The 24,043-nt window shown below is 37.2% G+C and carries 26 protein-coding genes; 13 read left to right on the forward strand and 13 right to left on the reverse strand.

Translation table 11 applies throughout. The features are described 5' to 3' along the window. The first annotated feature begins 20 nt into the window (after positions 1 to 20). Together CRI88_RS13885 and CRI88_RS13890 are read left to right on the forward strand one after the other, a co-directional pair. Positions 21 to 758, forward strand: a complete 738-nt coding sequence (locus CRI88_RS13885; RefSeq protein ID WP_089932596.1) for an SDR family NAD(P)-dependent oxidoreductase — start codon at positions 21 to 23, stop codon at positions 756 to 758. Positions 759 to 884: 126 nt separating this feature from the next. After that, positions 885 to 1,913 carry an S-layer homology domain-containing protein gene (locus CRI88_RS13890; RefSeq protein ID WP_036126958.1) on the forward strand — a complete coding sequence of 343 codons (1,029 nt, stop codon included), beginning with the start codon at positions 885 to 887 and terminating at the stop codon, positions 1,911 to 1,913. A gap of 22 nt (positions 1,914 to 1,935) precedes the next feature. Here the strand turns inward: CRI88_RS13890 and CRI88_RS13895 are convergent, their stop codons facing one another. The 4 genes from CRI88_RS13895 to CRI88_RS13910 all read right to left on the reverse strand — a co-directional run bounded on the left by CRI88_RS13895 (position 1,936) and on the right by CRI88_RS13910 (position 5,182). Then, positions 1,936 to 2,835, reverse strand: a complete 900-nt coding sequence (locus CRI88_RS13895; RefSeq protein WP_101966751.1) for a LysR family transcriptional regulator — start codon at positions 2,833 to 2,835, stop codon at positions 1,936 to 1,938. A gap of 486 nt (positions 2,836 to 3,321) precedes the next feature. Then, positions 3,322 to 3,861: a flavodoxin family protein gene (locus CRI88_RS13900; RefSeq protein ID WP_089932594.1), complete on the reverse strand. Its 540-nt coding sequence runs from the start codon at positions 3,859 to 3,861 to the stop codon at positions 3,322 to 3,324. Positions 3,862 to 4,124: 263 nt separating this feature from the next. After that, positions 4,125 to 4,751, reverse strand: a complete 627-nt coding sequence (locus CRI88_RS13905; protein ID WP_101966752.1) for a nitroreductase family protein — start codon at positions 4,749 to 4,751, stop codon at positions 4,125 to 4,127. Positions 4,752 to 4,777: 26 nt separating this feature from the next. Beyond that, a complete protein-coding gene (locus CRI88_RS13910; protein ID WP_101966753.1) occupies positions 4,778 to 5,182 on the reverse strand; it encodes an Ohr family peroxiredoxin in 405 nt (134 codons plus the stop codon). Between the two features lie 150 nt (positions 5,183 to 5,332). Here CRI88_RS13910 and CRI88_RS13915 point away from each other — a divergent pair, with 150 nt between their 5' ends. Further along, positions 5,333 to 5,770: a MarR family winged helix-turn-helix transcriptional regulator gene (locus tag CRI88_RS13915; protein ID WP_101966754.1), complete on the forward strand. Its 438-nt coding sequence runs from the start codon at positions 5,333 to 5,335 to the stop codon at positions 5,768 to 5,770. A gap of 562 nt (positions 5,771 to 6,332) precedes the next feature. Next, positions 6,333 to 6,776, forward strand: coding sequence for a hypothetical protein (locus CRI88_RS13920; protein WP_101966755.1), 444 nt, complete (start codon positions 6,333 to 6,335; stop codon positions 6,774 to 6,776). A gap of 164 nt (positions 6,777 to 6,940) precedes the next feature. Here CRI88_RS13920 and ade read toward each other — a convergent pair whose 3' ends face one another. Together ade and CRI88_RS13930 are read right to left on the reverse strand one after the other, a co-directional pair. After that, positions 6,941 to 8,686: an adenine deaminase gene (ade, locus tag CRI88_RS13925; RefSeq protein ID WP_058844558.1), complete on the reverse strand. Its 1,746-nt coding sequence runs from the start codon at positions 8,684 to 8,686 to the stop codon at positions 6,941 to 6,943. A gap of 94 nt (positions 8,687 to 8,780) precedes the next feature. Next, the gene (locus tag CRI88_RS13930) at positions 8,781 to 9,203 is read right to left on the reverse strand and encodes a pyridoxamine 5'-phosphate oxidase family protein (protein ID WP_101966783.1); all 423 of its coding nucleotides are present in this window, start codon (positions 9,201 to 9,203) and stop codon (positions 8,781 to 8,783) included. Between the two features lie 165 nt (positions 9,204 to 9,368). On the opposite strand from CRI88_RS13930, the gene CRI88_RS13935 reads away from it, so the two are divergent. From CRI88_RS13935 to CRI88_RS13945, 3 genes are all read left to right on the forward strand, one after another. Next, positions 9,369 to 9,995: a YczE/YyaS/YitT family protein gene (locus CRI88_RS13935; RefSeq protein WP_036123571.1), complete on the forward strand. Its 627-nt coding sequence runs from the start codon at positions 9,369 to 9,371 to the stop codon at positions 9,993 to 9,995. 110 nt (positions 9,996 to 10,105) lie between these two features. Further along, positions 10,106 to 10,429 carry a PadR family transcriptional regulator gene (locus CRI88_RS13940; RefSeq protein ID WP_036123567.1) on the forward strand — a complete coding sequence of 108 codons (324 nt, stop codon included), beginning with the start codon at positions 10,106 to 10,108 and terminating at the stop codon, positions 10,427 to 10,429. Further along, on the forward strand, positions 10,416 to 11,021 hold the full coding sequence (locus CRI88_RS13945; protein ID WP_101966756.1) for a DUF2812 domain-containing protein: 606 nt from the start codon (positions 10,416 to 10,418) through the stop codon (positions 11,019 to 11,021). Before CRI88_RS13940 ends, CRI88_RS13945 begins: the two co-directional genes overlap by 14 nt. Before the next feature lie 48 nt (positions 11,022 to 11,069). On the opposite strand, the gene CRI88_RS13950 is transcribed toward CRI88_RS13945, so the two are convergent. Together CRI88_RS13950 and CRI88_RS13955 are read right to left on the reverse strand one after the other, a co-directional pair. Next, positions 11,070 to 11,705: a 50S ribosomal protein L25/general stress protein Ctc gene (locus CRI88_RS13950; RefSeq protein ID WP_101966757.1), complete on the reverse strand. Its 636-nt coding sequence runs from the start codon at positions 11,703 to 11,705 to the stop codon at positions 11,070 to 11,072. 147 nt (positions 11,706 to 11,852) lie between these two features. After that, positions 11,853 to 12,557: a YjjG family noncanonical pyrimidine nucleotidase gene (locus CRI88_RS13955; protein WP_101966758.1), complete on the reverse strand. Its 705-nt coding sequence runs from the start codon at positions 12,555 to 12,557 to the stop codon at positions 11,853 to 11,855. Positions 12,558 to 12,833: 276 nt separating this feature from the next. Here CRI88_RS13955 and yfkAB point away from each other — a divergent pair, with 276 nt between their 5' ends. Then, positions 12,834 to 13,946 (forward strand): radical SAM/CxCxxxxC motif protein YfkAB, encoded by a 1,113-nt coding sequence (yfkAB, locus tag CRI88_RS13960; protein ID WP_036123554.1) that lies wholly within the window; start codon positions 12,834 to 12,836, stop codon positions 13,944 to 13,946. A gap of 436 nt (positions 13,947 to 14,382) precedes the next feature. Here yfkAB and CRI88_RS13965 read toward each other — a convergent pair whose 3' ends face one another. Together CRI88_RS13965 and CRI88_RS13970 are read right to left on the reverse strand one after the other, a co-directional pair. Further along, positions 14,383 to 15,375: an LLM class flavin-dependent oxidoreductase gene (locus CRI88_RS13965; RefSeq protein ID WP_036123551.1), complete on the reverse strand. Its 993-nt coding sequence runs from the start codon at positions 15,373 to 15,375 to the stop codon at positions 14,383 to 14,385. A gap of 75 nt (positions 15,376 to 15,450) precedes the next feature. Then, positions 15,451 to 15,876, reverse strand: coding sequence for a hypothetical protein (locus tag CRI88_RS13970; protein ID WP_101966759.1), 426 nt, complete (start codon positions 15,874 to 15,876; stop codon positions 15,451 to 15,453). A gap of 215 nt (positions 15,877 to 16,091) precedes the next feature. Between CRI88_RS13970 and CRI88_RS13975 the strand changes: the two genes are divergently transcribed. The 5 genes from CRI88_RS13975 to CRI88_RS13995 all read left to right on the forward strand — a co-directional run bounded on the left by CRI88_RS13975 (position 16,092) and on the right by CRI88_RS13995 (position 21,153). Then, positions 16,092 to 16,859 carry a sulfite exporter TauE/SafE family protein gene (locus CRI88_RS13975; RefSeq protein WP_101966760.1) on the forward strand — a complete coding sequence of 256 codons (768 nt, stop codon included), beginning with the start codon at positions 16,092 to 16,094 and terminating at the stop codon, positions 16,857 to 16,859. 153 nt (positions 16,860 to 17,012) lie between these two features. After that, the gene (locus tag CRI88_RS13980) at positions 17,013 to 17,531 is read left to right on the forward strand and encodes a sigma-70 family RNA polymerase sigma factor (RefSeq protein ID WP_036123541.1); all 519 of its coding nucleotides are present in this window, start codon (positions 17,013 to 17,015) and stop codon (positions 17,529 to 17,531) included. Beyond that, the gene (locus CRI88_RS13985; protein ID WP_036123538.1) at positions 17,524 to 18,414 is read left to right on the forward strand and encodes an anti-sigma-V factor RsiV; all 891 of its coding nucleotides are present in this window, start codon (positions 17,524 to 17,526) and stop codon (positions 18,412 to 18,414) included. The genes CRI88_RS13980 and CRI88_RS13985 overlap by 8 nt, the downstream gene beginning before the upstream one ends. A 148-nt stretch (positions 18,415 to 18,562) precedes the next feature. Further along, positions 18,563 to 19,687 carry an endospore germination permease gene (locus CRI88_RS13990; RefSeq protein ID WP_036123536.1) on the forward strand — a complete coding sequence of 375 codons (1,125 nt, stop codon included), beginning with the start codon at positions 18,563 to 18,565 and terminating at the stop codon, positions 19,685 to 19,687. Beyond that, on the forward strand, positions 19,687 to 21,153 hold the full coding sequence (locus CRI88_RS13995; protein ID WP_036123533.1) for a spore germination protein: 1,467 nt from the start codon (positions 19,687 to 19,689) through the stop codon (positions 21,151 to 21,153). The genes CRI88_RS13990 and CRI88_RS13995 overlap by 1 nt, the downstream gene beginning before the upstream one ends. A gap of 55 nt (positions 21,154 to 21,208) precedes the next feature. Here the strand turns inward: CRI88_RS13995 and CRI88_RS14000 are convergent, their stop codons facing one another. From CRI88_RS14000 to CRI88_RS14010, 3 genes are all read right to left on the reverse strand, one after another. Then, the gene (locus tag CRI88_RS14000; RefSeq protein ID WP_036123529.1) at positions 21,209 to 21,628 is read right to left on the reverse strand and encodes an SRPBCC family protein; all 420 of its coding nucleotides are present in this window, start codon (positions 21,626 to 21,628) and stop codon (positions 21,209 to 21,211) included. A 239-nt stretch (positions 21,629 to 21,867) separates the two neighbouring features. Further along, entirely contained in the window at positions 21,868 to 22,092 is a 225-nt protein-coding gene (locus tag CRI88_RS14005) for a PepSY domain-containing protein (RefSeq protein WP_036123527.1), read from the reverse strand. 121 nt (positions 22,093 to 22,213) lie between these two features. Beyond that, positions 22,214 to 23,974, reverse strand: a complete 1,761-nt coding sequence (locus CRI88_RS14010; protein WP_036123524.1) for an ABC transporter ATP-binding protein — start codon at positions 23,972 to 23,974, stop codon at positions 22,214 to 22,216. Positions 23,975 to 24,043 lie beyond the last annotated feature (69 nt).

A 24,043-nucleotide genomic window follows, 5' to 3' on the forward strand; every position in this document is an offset into this window, starting at 1 on the left:
AATTTAAGGGAGTGTCATATATGGGGAAATTACAAGATAAAGTCGCAATCATTACAGGTGGTGCTTCTGGTATTGGTGCCGCAACCGCTCAATTATTTGTAGCAGAAGGCGCAAAAGTAGTACTTGTGGACTTAAACGAGGAAAAAGGCCAAGCCTTTGCTGCCGAATTACAGGCAGCTGGTGCAAAGGCTATATTTATCAAAGCAAATGTAACAGACGAAAATGAAGTAGCAGCTATTTATCAAACAACAATTGAGACATTTGGCAAAATCGATGTCCTTTTTAATAATGCTGGAATTGGTCGTGTCACACCAACTGAGGAGCTTCCTTATGCGGAATGGCGTCAAACTGTCAATGTAGATTTAGATGGTGTATTTTTAATGGCGCAGGCTGCCATTAAAGAAATGCTGAAAGTGAATAGCGGTACAATCGTTAATACGGCTTCGATGTATGGTTGGGTTGGCTCACCAGGATCAGCCGCCTATAATGCAGCAAAAGGGGGCGTTATTAATTTAACGCGTTCATTAGCATTGGAGTTTGCTACTCGTGGTATTCGTGTCAATGCCCTATGCCCGGGTTTTATTGATACACCGATTATTCCAGAAGAAAGCAAAGAGCCACTACGTCAAGTAACACCTATGCAACGCTTAGGACAACCAGAAGAAATGGCAAAAGCTGTTTTATTCATGGCTTGTGATGATTCAACCTTTATGACAGGTAACACATTAACTGTAGATGGTGGCTACACAGCCCAATAATTACATCGTAAATAATCGCTTCCCCACAAGGGACAGCGATTATTTTTTGTGCTAGAAAAATTTGCAGTTTTTATCCATTTCCTGCAAACTATTACTAAAGCGAGCAAGAAAGGATGAAAACGACGAATGAAAAAATTAGTATGTACCTTATTATTTTCCATTCTGATTGTAGCCAGTGCAGGCAATGTACAAGCTTCTGGCTTTCGAGATGTATCAGAGGATCATTATGCCTATGAAGCGATTGTATGGGCAGAAGAGTATGATATTGTCAACGGCTTTACAGATGGTACATTTAAACCAAATGCCACGATTACTGAACAGCAGTTGGCCAAATTGCTAGCTAATTTTTATGAGCTTGAATCACCCATCGATGAGTTAAAGAAACAGACCCCTACGGCAAACTGGTCGGATGAATTTTATAACCAACTCGCTAGCTATGGTGTACCTTTAAATGGTTATTTTGATAACCGAATTCGAGCGGCTACTGTGAAGCGCGGTGTCGTGGCACAAGCAATTGCTCATTTAGCTAGCGGGAAGAAAGGGTTAGATCAATCTATTCAATTTTTACTTGATACCTATATTTCTTCAGGGCAAAATCCACAGTATGAAGATCGAAATTTACAGAAGTTTTATGGCGTAATGAACAATATGACACGTGCACAAGTTGTCACGATGCTCTATCGTATGGATGAACGAAATTTTTATGAAATTTCAGCGGACGCACAGTCCATTCATGATAATGCCAACAATGTATCTTTAAGTACAAGAGCGAAAAATGCTCAAAACCAGCTCGATAAATCATTACAGCAAAATACCCCTAGTAAGAGTGCCTGGGAAGGCGTTTATACGTATTATTATAAATGGGGAAAAGGAACAAATGATTTTAACCGCCGCGATGCCATCATTTCCAATGCCACAAACAACAGCTTTTCTCTTGCTTTAACAGCGAATGATGGCACTGCTTCAGGTAGTGTCAATGGTACCGCCACGATCACAAGCAGTACGAAAGCCATCATGAATAAATCCTCTAATGGCAATCGTTGTGTCGTCGAGGTAGAGCGTTTATCTAATAACGCCCTGAAAGTGTCCGAGATTGATTGCCGTGCAGAGCGTAATGAAAGCACTAATTTCTCTGGTACATTAAAGAAGCAATAGCTTGCAACAGAGTCTGATTCATTCAGGCTCTTTTTTCATTGCCAAATGCTTCATAGCAAAGCTTGGCTATAGCAATAAAATCCTGTAAATAGGCATGCATATGCTTATCTTTATGCCATGCAATATCTGTATAAATGGGCGCTAGGTCGATTGAGGACGGTAGCTCCACTAAATTTCCACTTTTCAACTCTTTTTCTACAACCATTTTAGGCAAAAACGTGATACCTAAGCCTGCCATCACACATTGCTTTATCGCCTCAATACTGGCAAACTCAATCATTTGTGAAGGCAAGACACCTTCTTGCTGTAGCTGTGCTTCTAAATGGTTCCGATAGGAGCAACCCGTTTCTGTTAACAGCATAGTTTCAATTGATAGTTGTTGAGCAGATAAAGGCTGCCTGATTTCTTTAGAGGCACTGACAAAAACAAGCTGTTCTTGAATCAATCGTTCTCGCTGTAGCATGGCGGTTTCCTGATATGTATCTGTTATAAATGCAACGTCGAGTTTGCCTTCTTGTAATAATTCCTTCGCAATGTCTGTCGTATGCACTGGCTTAAAAATGATTTTCACATGCGGGTGCGCCTGTTGAAATTGTTGTAAAATAGTTGGCAGTCGATAGACACATTGGCTCTCCTGTGCCCCCACTTTTAAGACAACTTGCGCCTGTTCGTTGGACATCGCTTTTTTCATATCATGATCTAGCTCTAGCATTTTTTTTGCATACTGTTGGAGATGTTTCCCCTCCTCTGTCAGGACAATGCGTTTTCCTAGCCGCTCAAAAAGAATAACACCCAATTCTTGTTCTAATGTTTTAATTTGGGCTGTAATACTGGACTGGGCATAGTCGAGACGCTGTGCTGTCTGGGTAAAGCTTAATGTTTCAGATGCCGTTAAAAACGTTTGGAGCTGCTTCATATCCATTCACTTAATCCCCTTCATTCGAATTTTCCGATAGATTTTACCGAAACATTCATAAAAATCGATAGTAAAATCCAGTTTACACTAGTTAGTAGTTGAAAGAAAGAAGTTGCGTCTCATGATTCATCGTAAATTCTGGACAACAAAGCAATGTCGAATAATGAACAGATATCATGTTAGCAGGTGTATACCACACGACAATTTATATAGCCAAGGATTTACACATTGAACCTATCTATGATTTACGTCACGACGTTATGACTTTCTGATGCTCGAGAGAATTTTAAAAAACATGGTAATCGATTTTGTCAAACCGAGCGACAACAAAAGAACCTTTAATCAAATAAAAAGAAACGGATTTGGAAGCTACATATCGTCCAAATCCGTTTTTAAATCGCGGGAGAAAATTTTGTTCTATTCTTTATATGTCTTTAACATAAGAGCATAAATGATCTTTTTTAGTAGCTAACATACATCAGAAACAAAATGCTATTGTAATTCTTTTCGAAGACATTCAGCTGCAGACAACGCTGTTAAATCTTGAAGGATATCTCCTGGTTTGTTTCCTTCTCCTAAAATATACCCTTCAAAGGTTGTGCCAATAAAGTCAAAGATATGTTGAAACTGCTGAATCATTGGTAAACCTTTCATATAAGGTTGATCTCCACCAACTGCAATTACATAGGCTTTTTTAGAAGACATCATTGCTTTGAAATTAGGATAATTTGGGTCTCTTAAAGTTTGTGACCACCGATCAATAAAGTTTTTCATCGCCCCTGTCATGCTATACCAATAAATAGGGGTCGAAAAAACAAGAATATCATGCGGGAGTATACGATCTATGATGGCGTTATAATCATCGTTTACTTCGGAAAATCCCCCCTCTTCATGTCGCTTATCTATTATTGGTTGAATGACATAATCCTTTAGATAAACTTCTTCAACATTTAAGCCTTGCGTGATTAATTTTGTCAGTGTCTCTACATTCCCATTCGGACGATTTCCACCGTAAATAACTGCTATTGACATATTGATTATCCCCTCTTCCTTAAAATTCCCTACTATTGTTTCCGAATGCTTATATCTTATTATGATTTTACAAATCGATAAAGATGATTATTTCGATAAAATAGATCGAAAAAATTGATTATAAAGAGGTTGCTAAATGGAAAAGAAACAAGTATTACTTTCAAGCACGCTAAAAGGAGAGCTTTCACCCTCCCCTTTTAAAGTCAAATCATATTATGAAGCCTTTGTTTTGGCTATTTTTTAATGTGAGTCGTTCTCTAACATTATTTATTGAACCTTACAATGTGATCAATTGAAAGACGTGAAGAGCCATAAGCTGGTGCAGCTGCTTCACCAATTGCTAATAATAGTATAGGTACTTCATTCGCAGGTAATTCCATGTACTCAGCAAATTTAGCTTTATCAAACCCACCCATTGGAACTGTATCATAACCCATTTCTTTCGCTAATAGCATTATTTGCATAGAAACTAAGCCAGCATCAAAGTGTACGATATTTTCTAATGTTTTTGTCGAAGCTGAGCCATACATTGTTAATGCGTCTTGAGCAAGCTTATTGGCAATTTCTTCTGGCATATAGCCTAATTCCACATTTTTTGCATAGATCTCCTTTGCATTTAAATACATTTCAGTATCACCAATGACAGCAATAATGGCAGAGGCTGTTTCGATTTGCTCTTGATTAAACGAAAAGAAATTAATATTCTTTTGAATTTCCCTATCATCAATGACAATAAATCGCCATGGTTGCATGTTACTTGAAGAAGGCGCTGAAGTAGCATCTTGCAACAGCTGCACTATTGTTTCACGAGAAATTTTAATATTAGCATTGTATTTACGAACTGATTTTCGCTCCTGCATAATTTGTTTTAATGGTGTAGTTGATAACATGTCATTTCCCTCTTTTTCAAAAAAATTTAAACTGCTTTAATTATTACATTGATATTTCCCATTGTTGCCTTTGAATATGGGCACACTGTATGTGTTAACTCTAATAATTCCTGTGCTTCTTCCAATGCTAATCCTTCAATATGTCCTTCGATGTCAACAGCAAGCACATAGTCAAAAGTAGCTTGTTCCATTAATTTGACTGTTACTTTAATTGTTGATGCGTTGTTTAGTTTTTTTTGGCGTTTAATTAAATCTAATGCACTATTAAAGCAGGCACTATAACCTGCCGCAAATAATTGCTCTGGATTTGTCACATTAGCTAATTTTGAGCCTGGTGGTGCAATTTTTAAAGAGAGTGATTGATCCTTTGCATATGATGTGCCATTACGCCCACCATCATTAATCATTGTAGTTGAGTATAATTCTTTCATAACCGAAAACCCCATATCTATATTAGTATTTCAAATTGTACACAATTTAATTTTTACAAATCGAATTGTACACAATTTAATTACGTTTGACAAGTAGGAACTTTATTTTTAATATAAATGTAATGAGAAGAACTTTAAGAGGGGATTTTTATGCCTAATCATTTAGATAATCAGCTGTGCTTTCTTTTGTATGCCACATCAAAGGAAATCATTCGACAATACACATTATTATTAAAGCCATATGATCTAACTTATACAGGTTATATCACTTTATTAGCCTTGGAGGAAAACGAACAAATAACAGTGAAAGAATTGGGACAACGTTTATTTTTAGATTCAGGTACATTAACACCGTTGCTCAAAAAGTTAGAGGCGAAGGGCTATATTTGTCGTGAGCGTTCCAAGGATGACGAACGACAAATGCAAATTTATTTATCAAAAGAAGGCAGTAATGTCCGTTGTATGCTACCAGAAGTGTCACGACAAGTAATGCACCAATCAAATATTTCAGAGCAGCAATTTATACAACTGAAAAATGTTCTTCAAGATATTATGCACAACGACTGGACAATGAAAGATAAAAAATAAAGTAATGAATATTGTAACCCTAAAACTTTTGATTCATGCTATAGCGGCGGTATCACGTAACAATAATTTTATATAATCAACATAAGGAACCGTATTTGGAATTTGCTTATCTTCCAAATACGGTTCTAGGCATTTTATCAGATGCCATTAACAATTTATAAAATCACCGCTTAACTACCATTTCCCGCAATCCCCCTTTTTTAAGAATTTATCTCTGTGCCAATTACACAAACAAATCCAATAAAAATCCTATTAGAATACCTTCCAGAGCTACATTACTCCCTATCACCATAAAATCAAAAACTAAGTACACCTAATCTAATTGGTGTTGAAGCAATCATATATTTCGTCATTACCTTATTCCTTCATTTAACTATTTTTAGTGTGCAAAATTCAGATCCTGCCACCTACAATCAGAAGCTTAAAATATATTCTAAGACAATTATTTTTTATCGAAAAACAATATTTTTTTATCCTTTATCAACTATTTTATTATTGACATTTTAAATTTCAAATTATAAAATGACCAAAACCTTATATATAAATATGGAAGGGTGATTTGATGAACTATGAGGATTTGATACAGCAAAAAGGTTTTGTTTTTTTAGATAATATAGTAGAGCCTGGTACGAATTCATTGAGAATTTCTATTAAAAGAGCTTCTATCAGTTCTAAAAGCGAGGAGGTAAATGTTGGTGAATATACATTATATGATGTCAACCCAATTGAAATTGATAAGACATTACCAGTGATACATATAGAATTTGATTCGTATGTAGCCTATTCTGTTTTCGATGAGTCATTTCATTTTGTAAATTCAGAAGATAAATTTATTGGTCATTCAGTACGTTTATTCTCAAAGTCTACCTATTTAGATTTTGTAAGTAATGGAACAATTGCTCAGGAAATATACTCCTACAAAGACCTAATTCATTACCAAATTGTTTGTCTTGACCATATAATAGATATTGTTTCTTTCGATAAACCTAGTGTTTTAAAAGAATAATAGATCCTAAAACAGTCAATGAAATATGTTGTCTGTTTTTTATTTTTATCAAAAAGATTACTAAATATATAATTATCGGAAGTATAAAAGATGTCTCAGAGCTACTTAGATCAACACGAAATACAAAAACGACCTAAAGCTTTAAGCTATTAGGTCGTTTTCGTCTATGCTTCTACAGAGATGTGCTGGAAGGTTGTCACATCAAATAATCCTGTATCTGTTAGTTTTAGTGCAGGAATGACTGGTAATGCCACAAAAGAAAACGTCAGTAGAAAATGGAAATCTAATGTTGGGTTGAGCGTCTTTAATGCACTATGCAAGCCTGCTAGCTGTTCCTTTGCTTGCTGAGCAGGGGCATCTGTCATCAAGCCGCCAATGGTTAATGGCATCTCCGCTAGAATTTTGCCATCTGCTACAATCACAAAGCCCCCTTGGATTTCTTGAATGCGTGCAAGCGCAAGTATCATATCCTCATCGTTTGTCCCTACGACAAGGGCATTATGTGAATCATGTGCTACGGTTGTGGCTACTGCCCCTTTTTGTAAACCAAAGCCTTTGACAATGCCTAGACCTGTCGTGTGTAAATGATGGTGTCGTTCAATTACGGCCAATTTCAGTAAATCTTGTTCTACAGATGGTTCAAAAACGCCTTCTTTCACAGGTACATCCATTACTACATGATTGGTAATGAGCTGATTTGGAACAATCTCCATAACATTAGCCTTCGTACCCTTTGTGAAAGCTAGTTGTAGCCTATCCTTTGTAATGGCTGGTAAATGCACTGATTGGTGGATATGAGCAGGAACAATTAGCTCTTGACGACTTGTCAGCATTTCTCCATTTTCAGCAACCTTTCGACCATTTTTCCATACAGCCTTTGCCTGCATCGTCGACAAATCCTCGACTAACACAAAATCTGCCTTATAGCCTGGGGCAAGTACCCCTCGATCAAATAAACGATAGCATTCTGCTGTGTTCACAGTTGCTAACTGGATTGCCTGTAATGGTGTCATCCCTTCGGCTATTGCCATAGCTATATCATAATTGATGCTACCTTCATCGATTAACTCATCCACATATTTATCGTCTGTACAAAAACCAAAGCGACGAGCATTATGTGGCTGAACAGCCGGTAATAAATCACGTAAATTTTTAGCTGCTGAGCCTTCTCGAATCAGTACATACATCCCTTGCTCTACACGATCAATGGCTTCTTCGGCTGTCACACATTCATGATCTGTCAGTATGCCTGCAGCGCGATAGCCTGTAATTTGTTCGCTCTGTAAGCCAGCACAATGCCCATCGATTACTAGGTTTGCTTGCTGTGATAATAAAATTTTCTGAAGCATGCCCTCTTCCCCATTTAATACGGCTGGAAAATCCATGACTTCTGCCAAGCCACGAACTTGTTCATGTTTTAGAAATGACGCCAAATCCTGAGCTGTTAGTGTTGCACCTGCATTTTCAAACTGTGTACCAGGTACGCTTGATGGCAGCATCACAAAAATATCCATATCCGCTTTTTGTGCATCATCGAGCATAAATTGGATGCCTTCCGCTCCTGCGACATTGGCGATTTCATGTGGATCTGTGATGACTGTGGTAATACCATGAGGTAGTAAAACTCGACTAAATTCCCCCGGCGTTAGCATGGAAGATTCTATATGTATATGACCATCAATTAATCCAGGAATGACGTAGCTTCCTGCTGCATCCTGTTCCTCTTTTGCCTGAAATTTGTGGTTGTGATCCAGTGCCACAATCGTACCATTGTTCACAACAATGTCTGCCTTTTTCCACGTTAACGTATAAACATCGGCCACTTGAGCATTTCTCAGTATGAAATCTGCCTCTAATTTCCCTTGAGATGATAAGATATTTTGCGTTAACTTCTGTAATTTTGTTGTCATAGCCTATACTCCTTTTTCTTTTAAGAACTATCATGCCTGAAAAATACCGATCATTGCAAGTATTTATAGTAGTACAGTAAAAAACGACCATCCATCAATGGTCGTTCGAAAATTCTAGCTCTTTTGGTGGTTGTCCCTTTTTATTCATCAAGCGCATGCGAATAGGTTCAATTTTCAAGGTCACCATTTCGTCCTGATTACCAACGAAGATACTCGTAAAAAATTCAGCTAGTTTATTTTTTAACCCCTCTTCATGGACTTCCGTAAGCTGGCCCTCTATTTCAACATACGTATCCCCAAAGCCTTCATTTTCATAGCCATATAAAATATGGGTATAGGGATTTTTACGAAGTTCTTCCATTTTCTCTGAATGTTTATTCGTTACCGTATATAATACAAAGTCCTCATGTTGAAACGTCATATAACGAGAGTACGGTTTTCCATTTTCTACAGTCGCCATCGTTCCAATCTTTTCTCGATTTAAAACTTCTAAAATTTCATCACGTACAGAAGTCATTTCATCCCATCCTTTCATCTACATATCTATTTTGCCCTCTCCTCAAAAAGCTAAACCGCCTTTTTTTGAAAAATGTGAAATGACAATTTTCGGCCATATTGAAAATCTATTTGTTATAATAGTTGGATGGATAATAGGAATTTTCAGATAAATGAGGGTTAAAAAATGAAACAAGCTTTCTTTACGCGCTGTTTGTTTTTCATAACAGGCATTATCGTGCTATCTTTTGGCATTACATTAACAATTAAAGGGCAGCTTTTTGGCGTTGGCTCTTGGGATGTACTACATATTGGCTTAACAAAAACAGTGGGTTTAACAATCGGCACTTGGTCCATTATATTGGGACTTGCCATTTTAGCATTTGATATGCTGATCACAAAAAAATTTCCATTACCAGGGACCTTTATTGATATGTTTTTAGCAGGCATTTTTATTGATATATTTAATTATTGGTTGCCAGATATCGATGGATTTTGGATGCAACTTGTCTCCTATCTTACAGGGTTAGTTTTATTAGGCTGGGGTTGCGGTATGTACATGGTAGCCAATTTGGGAATCGGTCCACGTGATACGTTAATGTTAATGATGGTCCATAAGCTTGGCTGGAGTGTTACACGTTCTCGTACAACAATGGAAGTGACTGTCGCTGTTATTGGCTTTTTACTAGGTGGCCCTATTGGAATTGGTACAGTCATTATGGCATTTGGGCTTGGACCAATTGTACAATTTGCCTTAACCTATAATGAAAAATTATTTATGAGATGGACTGGCGTGAAAAGCGCTGTCGTATAAGCTTACAAGACAATGCAAAAATGCATTGTCTTTTTTTATACAGTTGCAATATACAGTCTAACTATATATAATCAAACTATATAGTTAAACTGTATAGTTGAGGTGACCTAATGAAAAAACATAAATTACTGCCTTTATCAGAAACCATGCATTATATTTTACTTGCTCTACGTGAACCGTTACATGGCTATGCAATGATGCAAAAAATCGAGGAAATGAGCGCTGGCAGTGTGAGAATTGCTGCTGGCACCATGTATGGGGCAATAGAAAATTTGTTGAAATATCATTGGATTACTCCTGTTGCAACCGAGGATTCTAGACGCAAGGTGTATCAAACAACCGCTGAAGGGCTAAATATATTAGCTATCGAGCAACAGCGATTGCAACGAATTTTATCTTTATATGAGGGAGCTGATGAACATGATAAAGTTTAAAATCTTTTTTGATATTGAAAAGGAAGAACAATGGTTAAATCAAATGTTATCCCAAGGCTTAGTTTGCACAAACATAAATTCAGCAGGTTTTTATACATTTAAACATACTACAGATCTTGAACAAGTTATCCGAATTGATTATCAGCAAGATCTTCGAAAAAAAGAGCAACCAAACTATAAGCAATTACATGAGGATTTTGGGTGGCGCCCTTTAAAAGAAAAGTCGTATGATGGAACCTACTATTGGTTAAAAAGAAAAGATGGCAACGATGAATTATTTTCGGATAATGATTCGTATATTGCTAAATATAAACGTTTAATGCAGCATGCAAGCCATTGGGCGTTACTCTCTTTTCTTTTGTTAATGATTTTGTATGCCAATGATGACTTCGATTCCTTTTTCAGTATAAAAGCTGCCTATTATACACCTGGCTTATGGGAGAAAGAAGGTTTAGCATTCCTTTTGGCTTTTTTATTTGAAACACCCTTTGCCCTTATGCGCTTTATTCCACCTTGGCTATTTTTAGCAACATGTGGGATGTATGTAGTCGTTTATTATCGTTATCGGAAATCTATACAGCAGCTGTTATAGAAAATACCAAGGAGCCACTTACGTAGCGTAAAATGGCTCCTCTTTCCTCTATGCTTCTGGTTCAGCACCGTTTTGTCCTGTTGCTTCTATCACTTCTGGTGTACCATCCACAGTATCTTCTTCTTGTACATTTTCAGCAGGTGGTGGTGTAATTGTTGCTAATGTGAAGTCATCCTCTTGTAAAATTTCAAACGAAAACTGCTGACGAATATCTCCTACATAAAGAGACGTGCCAATCGCTACATTCGTAACATCAATTTCTATAGTTTCTGGAATCTCGGTTGGCTTCACTTTGATGCGTACCTCACGATTTGGCTGTAGCAGGAAACCGCCATCCGCAACACCGACAGCATGACCAGTCACTGTTACTGGAATGTCCACTTCTAGCTCCTCTGACATATTGATGGACTTAAAATCAACGTGTTTAACATTGCCCTTTAATGCACAACGTTGTACTTCTGTTAATACAGCATTAATTCGTTTTCCTTCTACATCTAGTTGAAAAACACTTTTCGTACCATGTGCTGCTAACATTTTTGCAAAGGTTCTAGCATCTAATGTAATAGCTGTTGATTCCATTTGAAAGCCGTAGACAACACCAGGAATGTCCCCATTTTGTCGAAGCTGTGTTAATGAAGATTGTCGTCCTTTTTGACGTTTACTGGCAGTTAAAACCATATTCATCGAATATTTCCCCTTTCATGGAAACTAGTCTCATAAAAGGTTTTGCCTTTTCTGTTGTATTTTATACCTACATTGTTTGATGAAAAAACGGATGATAAACTAAAAAACACCTCCTTTGTCCAGATAGCAAAGGAAGTGCCGTATTTCTTAATACAGAGCTATTTTTTTATTTAATAACCCATGTAATTCATGCAATTTTTTAATTTCATAATGCGGTTCAATGTCGCTCGTGTTTTCAACATTATGGATGTTAAACCAGCATGTATCGATCCCTGATAGTAAACCACCTTTTATGTCTGACGTCAAAGAATCACCGATAATAAGCGTTTTAGCTTTATCAAAATGATCAATCCGTTCAAATACATAATCAAAAAAGGCTGGCATCGGCTTTTGATAGCCCGTTTGCTCCGAAATAAAGATACCCTTAAAATATTGTGCTAAATTGGCATCCACTAATCGTTTATTTTGTGTCATCATGATGCCATTTGACACAACATATAAATGATGACTTTCGGCTAATTGAGCAATGACTTCATAAGCCCCATCCACATAATGATGTGCCTCCTGTAAATATTTTTGGAACAGCGATTCAAAGTAGACGCCATCAACCTCTATCCCAAATTCTTTTAAAGCAATTGCAAATCGTGTATTATGTAGTGTATTTTTTGTTACTTCCCCACGCTCAAAAGCTCGCCACATCGTCTCATTTATCTCCTTGTAACGGGCAATCATCTCTGGCGTAGTAGCTATGTTTTCCTCTTTAAACATGCGGTCCAGCGCCGCATTTTCAGCTAAATCAAAATCTAGTAACGTATCATCCACGTCAAACAATAGTGTCTCATATTTCGTCATATCTGTTCCCACTTTCTTCGATGCATTGTGACTATTTACTCTCTACCATGATAACGTTTTTTATAAGAAATAACAGTAAAATGTCCTATAACAGAATATTAGGACATCAATGCGCTTTAACTCTTCAATTGCTAGCCATATGGAACGGTGAACATTTTCCTATATTGGGTAAAAAAATGTTCGTCTAGTCCTAAAATAGTCCGTTCGGTAATTTCATATTTGAAATTTTCGATGAATATGAGACAATAGAATGCTAGAAAGGAAGATGTACGAAAGATGACGACCTTACAAAAAATAACACCTGTCTTTGATCCATGGGAAGCGTATTTAGATGTGGAACAGCATGGACAAATGACACTATCAAATATTGAATTTACAACTACTAATCTTTGCAACATGCGCTGCGCTCACTGTGCAGTAGGCTATACATTACAAAATAAAGACCCTGAGGCACTACCTATAAACTTAATTTTACAGCGCTTAGACGAGATACCTCATTTAAAAACACTCAGCATTACAGGTGGAGAACCGATGATGAGTAAAAAGTCTGTTCAAAACTATGTATTGCCGCTTTTAAAATACGCACACGAACGAGGCGTACGGACACAAATTAACTCCAACTTAACATTAGAGCCAGCTCGTTATGTATTGATTGCCCCTTATCTAGATGTCCTTCATATTTCTCATAACTGGGGAACGATTGATGAATTTGTAGAAACCGGCTTTGCCATGATGGAGCGCAAACCAACTTATGACCAACGTGCAGCTTTATTCCAACGCATGATTGATAATGCTAAAATGCTAGCTGAGCATGGTGTTATGGTATCTGCTGAAACGATGTTAAATAAAAAAACATTGCCTTATTTAGAGCATATCCATCATCAAATCATTGAGGAAATGAAGTGTGCGAGACATGAGGTACACCCAATGTACCCATCAGACTTCGCAAGTGCACTTAGTTCTTTATCATTAGAAGAAACGCGTGAAGCCATTCACCATCTACTTGATATTCGTGATGAAAATACATGGATGCTATTTGGCACACTCCCATTCTACCCTTGCAGTAGGAATGAAGAGGATCAAAAGTTGCTGCACCGTCTGCGCACAGCGAAGAATGTCACAATGCGAAATGACCCAGACGGTCGTTCTCGATTAAACATCAATATTTTCACAGGCGATGTGATCGTTACAGATTTTGGTGATACACCAGCACTTGGCAATATTGTGCATGACGAGCTACCAGCCATTTTTGATAAATGGATGACAACTGACTTAGCAAAATCACTCAACTGCCACTGTCCAGCAGTCAAATGCTTAGGGCCAAATGTTCTTGTGAAAAATATGTATTATCAAGATGCCGCATTTGTGAGTGGCTCTGCTCGCGTATAAATGTTTTCCAGTAAGTAACTTTAAATAGATAACCTCCATATTGACCAAAGTTTGATCCAAGAAGAGTTTCACTAAATTGCTTATTTACTTAATTTATATTTTTTATAATTTGTTCAACAAGGTATAAAAAATAATGAATGGTCTATACTATTAAAGATTTCACTTCAAATCCAATGACTGGGAGGGTTAACCCGATGAGTGCGATTGATCGATAACTCAGAAGGACCATCAAAGCTGAGTAAAGTACAGTTTTCTTAGGAATATCTTAAGATCCTATACGGAAGCGAGGCAGTGTGTCATGGAGAAAAAAATGTAGTGGTAATCAGACCCGGAAATTTATTTCCGGGTTTTTCTATGTTGTGTGCAAGCCAATGGTCAATAAAAAATCACCTCGACGACTACATACACGAGGTGATTTTATCAAGCTTTATTCGTTCTATATTAATTCCTTTGCCAGGAATTTGTAGGTATTCAAACGACTTTCTAGTTCATATTGATTACAATTCAGCATGACTTCATCGAAACCATACTTCTCTTGCTCAGCGATTAAAAATGCAGCAATGTCTTTTGGTGTCCCAACAAGATTCGCCTTACGGTTATTGTCAATTGTCATTTTATCCATTTCCGACAACGGATAATCCTTTGCTTCTTCTGGTGACATCGTTTGAATGATTTGCCCCTTCATCAGTTGAAGACGAGAGATATCAATTGGTTTTGCCAAATATTCCGCTTCTTCTAAAGTTGGTGCAACCGTTGCTGCATATGTCACAATAATTTGTGGCTTTTCCATATAATAAGAAGGCGTAAAATAGGATTTATAGGCATCAAAAATATCCTTCGACATATTGCCAGTGAAGAATTGTGCATATGAATAGCCTACTCCAAGCTGTCCAGCCTGCATAGCACTTTGTCCACTCGATCCTAGTAACCAAGCCTCTGGTAATGAAATATGAGCAGGGGCTGCGATGACTTGATCATAGACATGCTCACCTGTTTTTTGATTATTCATCAGCTTTAAAACGATTTCGAGCTTATCATACTGTTCCGTGAAGCGTTGACGTCTTCCCTCTGCTAATGCATAAATAGCGGCATGGTCGCCACCTGGCGCTCTACCCACACCAAAATCAATCCGATTCGGTGCTAAACCAGATAATGTCTTAAATACCTCTGCTAGCTTATAAGGCGAATAATGCATCATCATAACGCCACCTGTGCCAATGCGAAGACGTTTTGTTTTCGCAGCTAAAAAAGCGGCGGTCACTTCAGGAGCTGAACTTGCTAGTGACTGACTATTGTGATGTTCAGCTAGCCACATACGATGATAGCCAAGTTCTTCACCTAGTAGTGCCAGTTGTTCTGTACGTTGGAAGGCTTCCTCTGCAGAATGACCTTTTGGAATGGGCATTTGATCTAACATACTTAATCTCATTTAAAACATCCTCTCTGTCTCTAAGCTCCCCCTTTTACTGTAATACAGTTTGGATGATTTACAAAATAAAAAACCTTACTCATAAGCTAGTTGTTTCTTTTCCCATGTTTGATAGACCATGCCGACTAGCTTTTGTTGTTGCTGCTGGTTCAATACTACATCTTTAAATTTCATCGCCTGAAGTGAGAATTGCTGCGTTTGTTCGTTGACAACAAATTGTAAGATAGCATGTCCTTTTTCACCTTGAAACGTAATATCACCCGATAATTCAACAACCTGCTCCCCTGTTTTTGCTTGATAATAACGCCAGTACGGTTCAAAAAAAGCATAATTAAACGCATTTCGAACTGTGACATCTGAAAAATTCTCCAAATAGCCTTCTTTTACGGTATCAATATAATCATGGTCTGTTATATCTTTTTTTGCATTAAAGACATATCCTACAAGCACTCCCATAAAAACCACACAGAGAAATACGCGTAGATGATTTCCTAAACTCATGTCATCACGTCCCCTTTACGTAAAAACACCATCATTTACATAATACATCAAAATAATGACTTCAAGTAGAAATTATTTGAATAATGTAGCAATTACATTCATTTTCTATAAAACCTCTCCATGTACTTAAGCCCAAAAATAATCGATAGTATATTTACAGCTTATCTTCAGTTCGCTACTATCAGATTATTATGATAGAAAAGAGATGACCTGTTGTGCCTTTTGAATTAGATGTAAATATTTTAATGATCTTACTTCTTTTTGGTTTTTTAGCAGCATTTATTGATTCAGTGGTGGGAGGCGGTGGCCTTATTTCTTTACCCGCCCTTATGTTTGTTGGTCTTCCACCCTCTGCTGCAGTAGCAACAAATAAATTAGCAGGTACGATGGGATCACTGACTAGCACAGTGACATTTTATCGCTCTGGCAAGCTAGATATTAAAGCCGTCTATAAGTTATTCCCCTTTGTCTTTTTCGGCTCTATGTTAGGTGCTTGGATTGTCCACTTAATGGACCCCAGTGTTCTCAAGCCACTAATGCTGATAATGCTTGCAGCAGTGGCTATCTACACCATTTTCAAAAAAGACTGGGGAAGTATATCGAGCTATAAAACATTAACACCAAAACGTTATCTCATTTTTGTTATGGTGATCACACTAGTTGGATTTTATGATGGCTTTTTAGGTCCTGGAACAGGCTCATTTTTACTTTTTGCTTTTCTTATGGTTGGTTTTGACTTTTTACAATCAGCAGGAAATGCAAAATTTTTAAATTTTGGCAGTAATATAGCTGCCCTTCTTATGTTTATATACTTAGGACAAATAAATTATGCTTATGGTCTACCGATGGGACTTGCACAAATTGCAGGTGCTATTGTTGGCTCTAAATTTGCGATTAAACGCGGCAGTGGCTATGTACGTAAATTATTTATCGTTGTGACCATTCTATTACTCTTGAAAAATACATATGACTATTTTTCATAATCAGCATTATGCTTATGTATGCCGATACTATTGAAGGATAAAACTTATCTCAATCGAGGTAAGTTTTTTTCTTGGATTAAACTTTTTCCCTCTACTCGCACGTCTAGATAGTGTATACAATTTGACAATGTTAAAAAAGGAGCTTCTTTGGACATGAAAACAAGAAATGCATTTCAACATGAAGAGGTGTTTGTCCAATTCATTCGTGAACAAAAAGAGCGTTTTTATATGCTCGCGTATAGCTATACAAAAAATGAACAGGACGCACTAGATGTTGTACAGGACAGTATCCAAAAAGCCATGCTCTCATTAGACCGACTTGAAAATGTGACCTATATGAAAAGCTGGTTTTACAAAATAGTTGTCCGTACGGCCATTGATTTTTTGCGTAAGCATAAACGCTTACAAGTAACAGATGATGATACATTACAATATTTAACGCCAGCTCAAGAGGATGTTTATGAGAACGTAGACTTGGAGCATGCGTTGGATGAGCTCCCACAAATGTATCGTGAGGTTGTCATTCTCCATTATTTTGAGGATTTAAAGCTCGCTGACGTAGCGAACATCCTTGATATTAAGTTGAGTACAGCCAAATCGCGTCTTTATAAAGCGTTAAAACTATTGAAAATACAATTGGAAGATGTGAAGGGAGAAACTGCACATGGATAAAAAATTACAAAAATTAGAAAAACAATATATGGAGGTTCCTATTCCAAAGGAGCTAGACTTTGTGGTTGAAAGCGCACTAAAACAAGGTCGAAAAAAGAAAAAAAATCGCACACCACAATGGTTACTTGGATCAGCGGCTGCGGCTATGCTGTTTACAGCTAGTTTAAATGTTAGCCCTGCAATGGCACGAACACTTTCTGAAATCCCTGTTGTTGGTAGTGTGGTGAAAGTATTAACTTGGACTGAATATGAGGTGGCAGAAGATAATTATGATGCCAACATTCAAGTTCCTTCCATTGAAAATTTAGAGAATCAAGAGCTTGCCAATGCTTTAAATGAAAAATATCGTGCAGAGGGGAAAGCCCTTTATGATAATTTTATTGCTGAGGTTGGAGATTTAAAAGCTAGTGGTGGTGGACATTTAGGTGTTGATAGCGGCTTTGAAATCAAAACAGATAATGACCAAATTTTATCGATTGGCCGTTATGTGGTGAATACGGTTGCTTCCTCTTCAACGGTCATGCAATACGATACAATCGACAAGCAAAATGAAATTTTAATTACACTACCAATGCTCTTTAAAGATCAACAATATGTTGAGACAATTAGTGAAAATATTAAGGAACAAATGCGTACACAAATTGCAGAATCTAATCAAGAAAAAATTTACTGGGTGAAAGGCGCAGGCCTTCCCGATGAAGAATTAATGGAAGCATTTACAACCATTAAACCAGATCAACCATTCTATATTTCAGATCAAGGGAAACTAGTGATTTCCTTCGATAAATACGAAGTAGCACCAGGCTATATGGGAGTTGTAGAATTTGAAATCCCAACAGATGTGCTAAAAGGAGATCTAGTTAGCACGAAATATATTCACTAATTGAGCTTACTATTCATAGGACGAGGTATTTGACGATTGAATCATCAAATACCTCGTTTTTTCATGAGGTCATGCCATTTTTTGCTTATAAAAATGACTTTTTTTGTCTAAGCTAGTATGTATCAATCAATGTTAGAGGGTTTTCATCATGAAAGGTGTAGGATCAATCAGTATTTTACATGTCATCTTCCTATCTATGACTGTTATTGGCTTAAAAAATCATGTAACGATTATTCCCCCGCTGTTAGATGTAGCCAAAAGAGATGGTTGGCTATCGGTTTTACTTGCTGGAGGAGTCATTTTCTTTTGGCTATTTCTATTAGTATATATTCAATCGAAGTCTAAACAGGAACCCATTCGAGACTGGTTAAACGAAAAAATCGGAAACATTGGCTCTTCTATTGTCATTTATACAATTGTCATTTTTATAATGATTATTACAGCTTTTACGATGGTTGAAACCTTGCAATGGGTTAACACAACATTTTTACCGCAAACGCCCGTTATCATCCTATTATTTATCTATACCATTTTGTGTATTCTTCTGGTGACGACGAGCTTGCAGACAATTGTGATTTTAAATGTCTTTGTGTTATTCGGAGTTGTGGTGTTTGGCTTTTTTGTTGCCTTTACCAATCTACAAGTAAAAGACTATGATTTATTACGACCGTTTTTTGAACATGGTTTCCAGCCCGTTTTTCGAGGCATGATTTTCCCAGCATCAGGGTTCATAGAGCTTTTAATGCTACTATTTTTACAACATCAATTTAAAGAACGAATTCGGTGGTATCACTTTGTCATTATGCTATCGATCTTAGTGGGACTCACATTAGGGCCATTAATTGGAGCCATTACCGAATTTGGACCAAGTGAAGCGGCTAAACAACGCTATCCTGCCTATGAAGAATGGGGTTTAGTGACAATCGGGCGCTATATTGAACATCTAGACTTTTTCTCTATTTACCAATGGCTAACAGGGACCTTTATTCGCGTTAGCTTCCTTTTGTATATCGTGGCAGATTTATTAAAAATGACCGGCAATCCGAAGCGAATATGGCAAATGCTTGCTCCTCCCTTCTTTATACTTTGCTTGCCACTCATTATGTTAAATGAAAATTTATTTTTAAAGGTAAAAGGAAATTATATCCTAACTTCTACGTTTATCTTTTTCTTTGCCCTGTCAATTTTTTTCGTAATCGTAGCTTTCTTGTCGGATAAATCTTCTAAAAAGGGGAAAACTGAAAAACAAGACATGAAAAGTGGTGAATCGTAATGCCTCAGCACGAGCAGGCGCTAGATCTTAGTACGCTCAGAAAATTATTTCAAAAATCGGCAGATATTCAATTTCAAGAATACACCTTTAATCAGCAAAAAGTACACTTCATTACATGTGATGCGATGATTGATCAACAAATGCTCAATGAAGTGATTATTGAACGTATTCAATATTTATTTGACCATTTGGATGAGGTCCCCCTTGAAGAGAATATTGCTAGGCATCTTCATATTCCGAGTATTCAAAAAATAGAAGACAAGGAACAGCTAATTACATTTGTTTATAGTGGTTTCCTGCTGCTGTATTTTGATGAAGATAATCTTTTATATGCTAGTAATATTGCGCATAAACCTAATCGTCAACCTGAAGAAACGCGCATGGAGGTTCTTGTTAAAGGACCGAGGGATAATTTCATTGAAGATATTCGCGTCAATATCGCACTGTTACGAAAACGATTGCCAACCAATTCCTTTTGTGTAGAAAAAATGGAGCTTGGGAAACGTTCAAAAACAACGGTTGCTATACTTTATTTTGATGATATTGTGGATATGGATATTTTACATGGGATTAAAAAGCAGCTAGCAGCCGTAGATACAGATATTGTATTTAGTGGTGATTTATTGATGGAACGGGTCAATAAAAATTCTAAGCTTTTTCCAAAGTTTGACTACACAGGGCGACCTGATTATGCCGTTCAAGCCTTAGCAAGAGGTCGATTTATAATTTTTGTTGATGGTGTTGCCTATGCTGTCGTTACACCAGTTAATCTGTTTTTATTACTTAAATCGGCTGAGGATAATGAATATCCTATTATCTTTAGTTCCCTCGAACGATTATTAAGGATATCAGGTATTTTAATCGGCTTACTACTGCCTGCATTTTGGCTAGCTTTAACGACCTATCATCAAAATCAATTACCGTTACAGCTACTCGCAACCGTTGTGCAGGCTAAATCGGGCTTACCGCTCCCCTCTTCGCTTGAAATGCTCTTGATGTTGCTAATGTTTGAATTGTTTCGTGAGGCAGGCTTACGTCTACCCTCTGTTATTGGTGGGACCATCAGTGTGGTAGGCGGATTAATTATCGGAGATGCTGCCATTCGAGCAGGGGTAACAAGTCCTGAAATGATTGTTGTGATTGCTATTTCTACTATTGCCTCTTTTACATTGGTCAATCAATCGCTTGTTACATCCGTTAGTATTTTAAGGATTGCCTTTATTTTTGCCAGTGCCTTTTTTGGACTGTTTGGCTTCTTTGTTTCATTATATTTAACACTCCTTTACCTATGTAATATTCGCATTTATGGCTACTCCTACATGAATCTGGCAACAGATTTAAATTGGGCTACCATTAAAAAATCCATCTTTCGTTTATCACCTAAGGGCTATACAGAGCGTAACAAAGCACTTGCTCCTCAGGATTATACACGAACATCAAAAGGTCACGAAAACAAAGAGTCCTAAAAACAAAGCAAATAGCATCCCTTCAAAAATGGTAGGGATGCTATTCTTTGTACACTCAAATAGTTTGTGCCCTTTCTTTGATACTGTCTAGCACGCTTTCCCAATGACGTTTCATTTCTTCTCGTACAGTTTGATCAGAAAGATGCTCTTGATGAAAGCTAATCGTCGTTTTATGTCGTTCTTTAGGTAGAATACGGATTTGTACAGTGGATGGTCTTGACCACGCTTCTTTTTGCCACGTGAGTCGAAGCTGCTCTAATGGTTTAACAATCCTGATTTCCCCTGTCCCTGTCCTTGAATGGTATTTATGCCCAGCTTCAAAAATAATCGTAGTACCTTCTCCTAACCAGGAATGTACTCCTTCTGCCGTCGTAATAAGCGCCCATGCTTGCTCCTGTGAAATTGGAAATGTCCTTCTAACCCCTACTTGAAAGCCTACACTTTTTGTTTGACCAATGATTTGTTGGTTATCCATTACTTCACCTCATCTATTTCATCATTTTTACTAGTGATTGTTCTATTCGATTTTTTTGCGTATTATTCCTTTCACCATTCAAAAATTTTGCTAACCTATCTAATCCCGCTTCAACATTACTAATTATTTCTATACTAAGTGTGCTTTTAATCAACGAGCTGAGGCCTTTTCATGATCAATAAAAAAAACCCAAGCTCAAAATCATTTGAGTACTTGAGCTATGCTTATTAAAACAAGAATTAGTCGTAATCATTCTCTTCTTCTATTTTTCGAATGACACCTGTCTTTGCATTTACTTCAACTTCATAAATCTTATTTTGAGCAGTCAAAATAAATATTTCATAGACCAAAGTCCCATTTTCCATATCCATGCCATAATGTATGATTTGACCTGGTACTCTTTGTACAGCAATTTGCATGGCTTGTTGAAGAGATATCCTTTGATTATTTGATGGCATAACCATTCAATCATCCTCCCCTTGTTACATAAACCTATACTATGCATGTATGTGTTTTTATGACAATGCTTGAGAATATGTGTCAAATAGAAAAGGGAGATTGTTTTAAAACAATCTCCCCATTTCTCTACGTTAGTTCAACAAAATCTTGTTGACTGTTTTGTTCCGATTGTCCCTTACGAAATTGAATATGATGAAGCTTCGCAAAAAGTCCATTTTGAGCCACTAGCTCATCATATGTACCATCTTCTTCAATACCGTTCGATGTCACAACTAGCACGCGGTCTGCATTCCGAATAGTTGCCAATCGGTGAGCAATAACTAATGTTGTGCGATTTTCAGCTAGCTCTGTTAACGATTGCTGGATAATCATTTCTGTTTCTGTATCTAATGCAGAAGTTGCCTCGTCTAAAATTAAGATCGGTGGGTTTTTCAGGAACATACGAGCAATTGCTAATCGTTGCTTTTGACCCCCTGATAATTTCAAGCCACGTTCACCAATTTGCGTGTCGTAGCCATCTGGCAGCTCTGCGATAAATGATTGTAAATGGGCCTTTTTCGCTGCCTCTCGAATTTCTGCTTCACTTGCGTCTAATTTTCCGTAGGCAATGTTTTCACGAATCGTCCCTGTAAATAAAAAGACATCCTGCTGTACGATACCAATTTGAGCACGTAATGAAGCCTGCGTCATATTGCGAATATCAATACCATCTATCGTAATAGCACCTTCTGTCACCTCGTAAAATCGAGGAATTAACGAACAAATCGTTGTTTTACCCGCACCTGATTGTCCAACAAAGGCAATGGTTTGTCCGGCTTTTACATCAAATGATAGATCACGTAAAACCTGTTTCGATGCATCATAATTAAAATGAACATTGTTGAATGCGATATCACCTGCTAAGTGCTTGATGACCTTGGCATCCTCACGATCTTGAATTTCTGGCTCCTGCTCAATTAATTCACGGAAGCGCTTAAAGCCAGCCATCCCCTTAGGATAAAGCTCTAATAATGCACTAATTTTATCAATTGGTTTAATCAAAACATTCGTATATAAGACAAAGCTTACTAGTTCACCGTAAGAAAGCTTTCCATTAAAGCTTAACCAAGCACCGACAACAAGTACCACTAATGTTAAAAGGCGTGTCATCATGTAGATACTGGAGTGTGTTCCTGCCATTATTTTATAGGCATATAATTTTGCCGCGCGGAAAAATCCATTCTGTTCTTTAAATCGGCTAATTTCAAAAGCTTCATTAGTAAAGGATTTCACGACGCGCACACCGGATACACTGTCCTCCACACGTCCATTGACATCAGCAATTTTGCCGTACATTGTTTTCCATGCATTATTCATTTTGACATTACTAAAGGTCACTAGCCATGTTAAAAACGGCACCATAATCACTGCAATCAAAGCGAGTGTTGGGTTCACATTAAACATAATAGCAAAGGCCCCAATAAAGGTCATAATCGCTATAAATAAATCCTCTGGCCCGTGATGAGCAAACTCCCCTATATCAAATAAATCGTTAGTAATACGACTCATAATATGACCTGTTTTTGTATTATCAAAGAAACGGAATGATTGTCTTTGTACATGTGTAAATAATTCCTGTCGCATATCTGTTTCAATATTAATGCCAAGTTTATGGCCTAAATAGTTGACGATAAAGTTCAAAAAAGTACTAATGGCATATACAAGCAGCAATAACACACTCACTTTTACAATCATGCCCCAATCGCCTGATGGCAACAGTTCATCGATAAACCACTGTACAGCTAACGGAAAGGCAAGCTCTAAAATGGCTACAATAATAGCACTCGAAAAATCGATGACAAACAATCGTTTATGTGGCTTGTAATAGGAAAAAAATTTTCTATACATGTTTGTCTCCTTTCTAAGTTGTAAAAATTTCGCCTATCTTTTAATAGTACCATTTGTGCAATGGTAACG

The sequence above is a fragment of the Lysinibacillus fusiformis genome (assembly GCF_002845985.1).
Lineage (GTDB): Bacteria > Bacillota > Bacilli > Bacillales_A > Planococcaceae > Lysinibacillus > Lysinibacillus fusiformis_D.

What these genes read in the sequence shown, in the direction of transcription:
- CRI88_RS13940 (WP_036123567.1), top strand. Translation starts at nt 10,106, where the DNA reads ATGAAAAAACATAAATTACTGCCTTTATCAGAAACCATGCATTATATT.
- CRI88_RS13980 (WP_036123541.1), top strand. Translation starts at nt 17,013, where the DNA reads ATGAAAACAAGAAATGCATTTCAACATGAAGAGGTGTTTGTCCAATTC.
- CRI88_RS13935 (WP_036123571.1), top strand. Translation starts at nt 9,369, where the DNA reads ATGAAACAAGCTTTCTTTACGCGCTGTTTGTTTTTCATAACAGGCATT.
- CRI88_RS13965 (WP_036123551.1), bottom strand. Translation starts at nt 15,375, where the DNA reads ATGAGATTAAGTATGTTAGATCAAATGCCCATTCCAAAAGGTCATTCT.
- CRI88_RS13970 (WP_101966759.1), bottom strand. Translation starts at nt 15,876, where the DNA reads ATGAGTTTAGGAAATCATCTACGCGTATTTCTCTGTGTGGTTTTTATG.
- CRI88_RS13950 (WP_101966757.1), bottom strand. Translation starts at nt 11,705, where the DNA reads ATGAATATGGTTTTAACTGCCAGTAAACGTCAAAAAGGACGACAATCT.
- yfkAB (WP_036123554.1), top strand. Translation starts at nt 12,834, where the DNA reads ATGACGACCTTACAAAAAATAACACCTGTCTTTGATCCATGGGAAGCG.
- CRI88_RS13910 (WP_101966753.1), bottom strand. Translation starts at nt 5,182, where the DNA reads ATGAAAGAATTATACTCAACTACAATGATTAATGATGGTGGGCGTAAT.
- CRI88_RS13985 (WP_036123538.1), top strand. Translation starts at nt 17,524, where the DNA reads ATGGATAAAAAATTACAAAAATTAGAAAAACAATATATGGAGGTTCCT.
- CRI88_RS13900 (WP_089932594.1), bottom strand. Translation starts at nt 3,861, where the DNA reads ATGTCAATAGCAGTTATTTACGGTGGAAATCGTCCGAATGGGAATGTA.
- CRI88_RS13885 (WP_089932596.1), top strand. Translation starts at nt 21, where the DNA reads ATGGGGAAATTACAAGATAAAGTCGCAATCATTACAGGTGGTGCTTCT.
- CRI88_RS13915 (WP_101966754.1), top strand. Translation starts at nt 5,333, where the DNA reads ATGCCTAATCATTTAGATAATCAGCTGTGCTTTCTTTTGTATGCCACA.
- CRI88_RS13905 (WP_101966752.1), bottom strand. Translation starts at nt 4,751, where the DNA reads ATGTTATCAACTACACCATTAAAACAAATTATGCAGGAGCGAAAATCA.
- CRI88_RS13990 (WP_036123536.1), top strand. Translation starts at nt 18,563, where the DNA reads ATGAAAGGTGTAGGATCAATCAGTATTTTACATGTCATCTTCCTATCT.
- CRI88_RS14000 (WP_036123529.1), bottom strand. Translation starts at nt 21,628, where the DNA reads ATGGATAACCAACAAATCATTGGTCAAACAAAAAGTGTAGGCTTTCAA.
- CRI88_RS13930 (WP_101966783.1), bottom strand. Translation starts at nt 9,203, where the DNA reads ATGACTTCTGTACGTGATGAAATTTTAGAAGTTTTAAATCGAGAAAAG.
- CRI88_RS13995 (WP_036123533.1), top strand. Translation starts at nt 19,687, where the DNA reads ATGCCTCAGCACGAGCAGGCGCTAGATCTTAGTACGCTCAGAAAATTA.
- CRI88_RS13955 (WP_101966758.1), bottom strand. Translation starts at nt 12,557, where the DNA reads ATGACGAAATATGAGACACTATTGTTTGACGTGGATGATACGTTACTA.
- CRI88_RS13920 (WP_101966755.1), top strand. Translation starts at nt 6,333, where the DNA reads ATGAACTATGAGGATTTGATACAGCAAAAAGGTTTTGTTTTTTTAGAT.
- CRI88_RS13895 (WP_101966751.1), bottom strand. Translation starts at nt 2,835, where the DNA reads ATGGATATGAAGCAGCTCCAAACGTTTTTAACGGCATCTGAAACATTA.
- CRI88_RS13945 (WP_101966756.1), top strand. Translation starts at nt 10,416, where the DNA reads ATGATAAAGTTTAAAATCTTTTTTGATATTGAAAAGGAAGAACAATGG.
- CRI88_RS14010 (WP_036123524.1), bottom strand. Translation starts at nt 23,974, where the DNA reads ATGTATAGAAAATTTTTTTCCTATTACAAGCCACATAAACGATTGTTT.
- CRI88_RS14005 (WP_036123527.1), bottom strand. Translation starts at nt 22,092, where the DNA reads ATGGTTATGCCATCAAATAATCAAAGGATATCTCTTCAACAAGCCATG.
- ade (WP_058844558.1), bottom strand. Translation starts at nt 8,686, where the DNA reads ATGACAACAAAATTACAGAAGTTAACGCAAAATATCTTATCATCTCAA.
- CRI88_RS13890 (WP_036126958.1), top strand. Translation starts at nt 885, where the DNA reads ATGAAAAAATTAGTATGTACCTTATTATTTTCCATTCTGATTGTAGCC.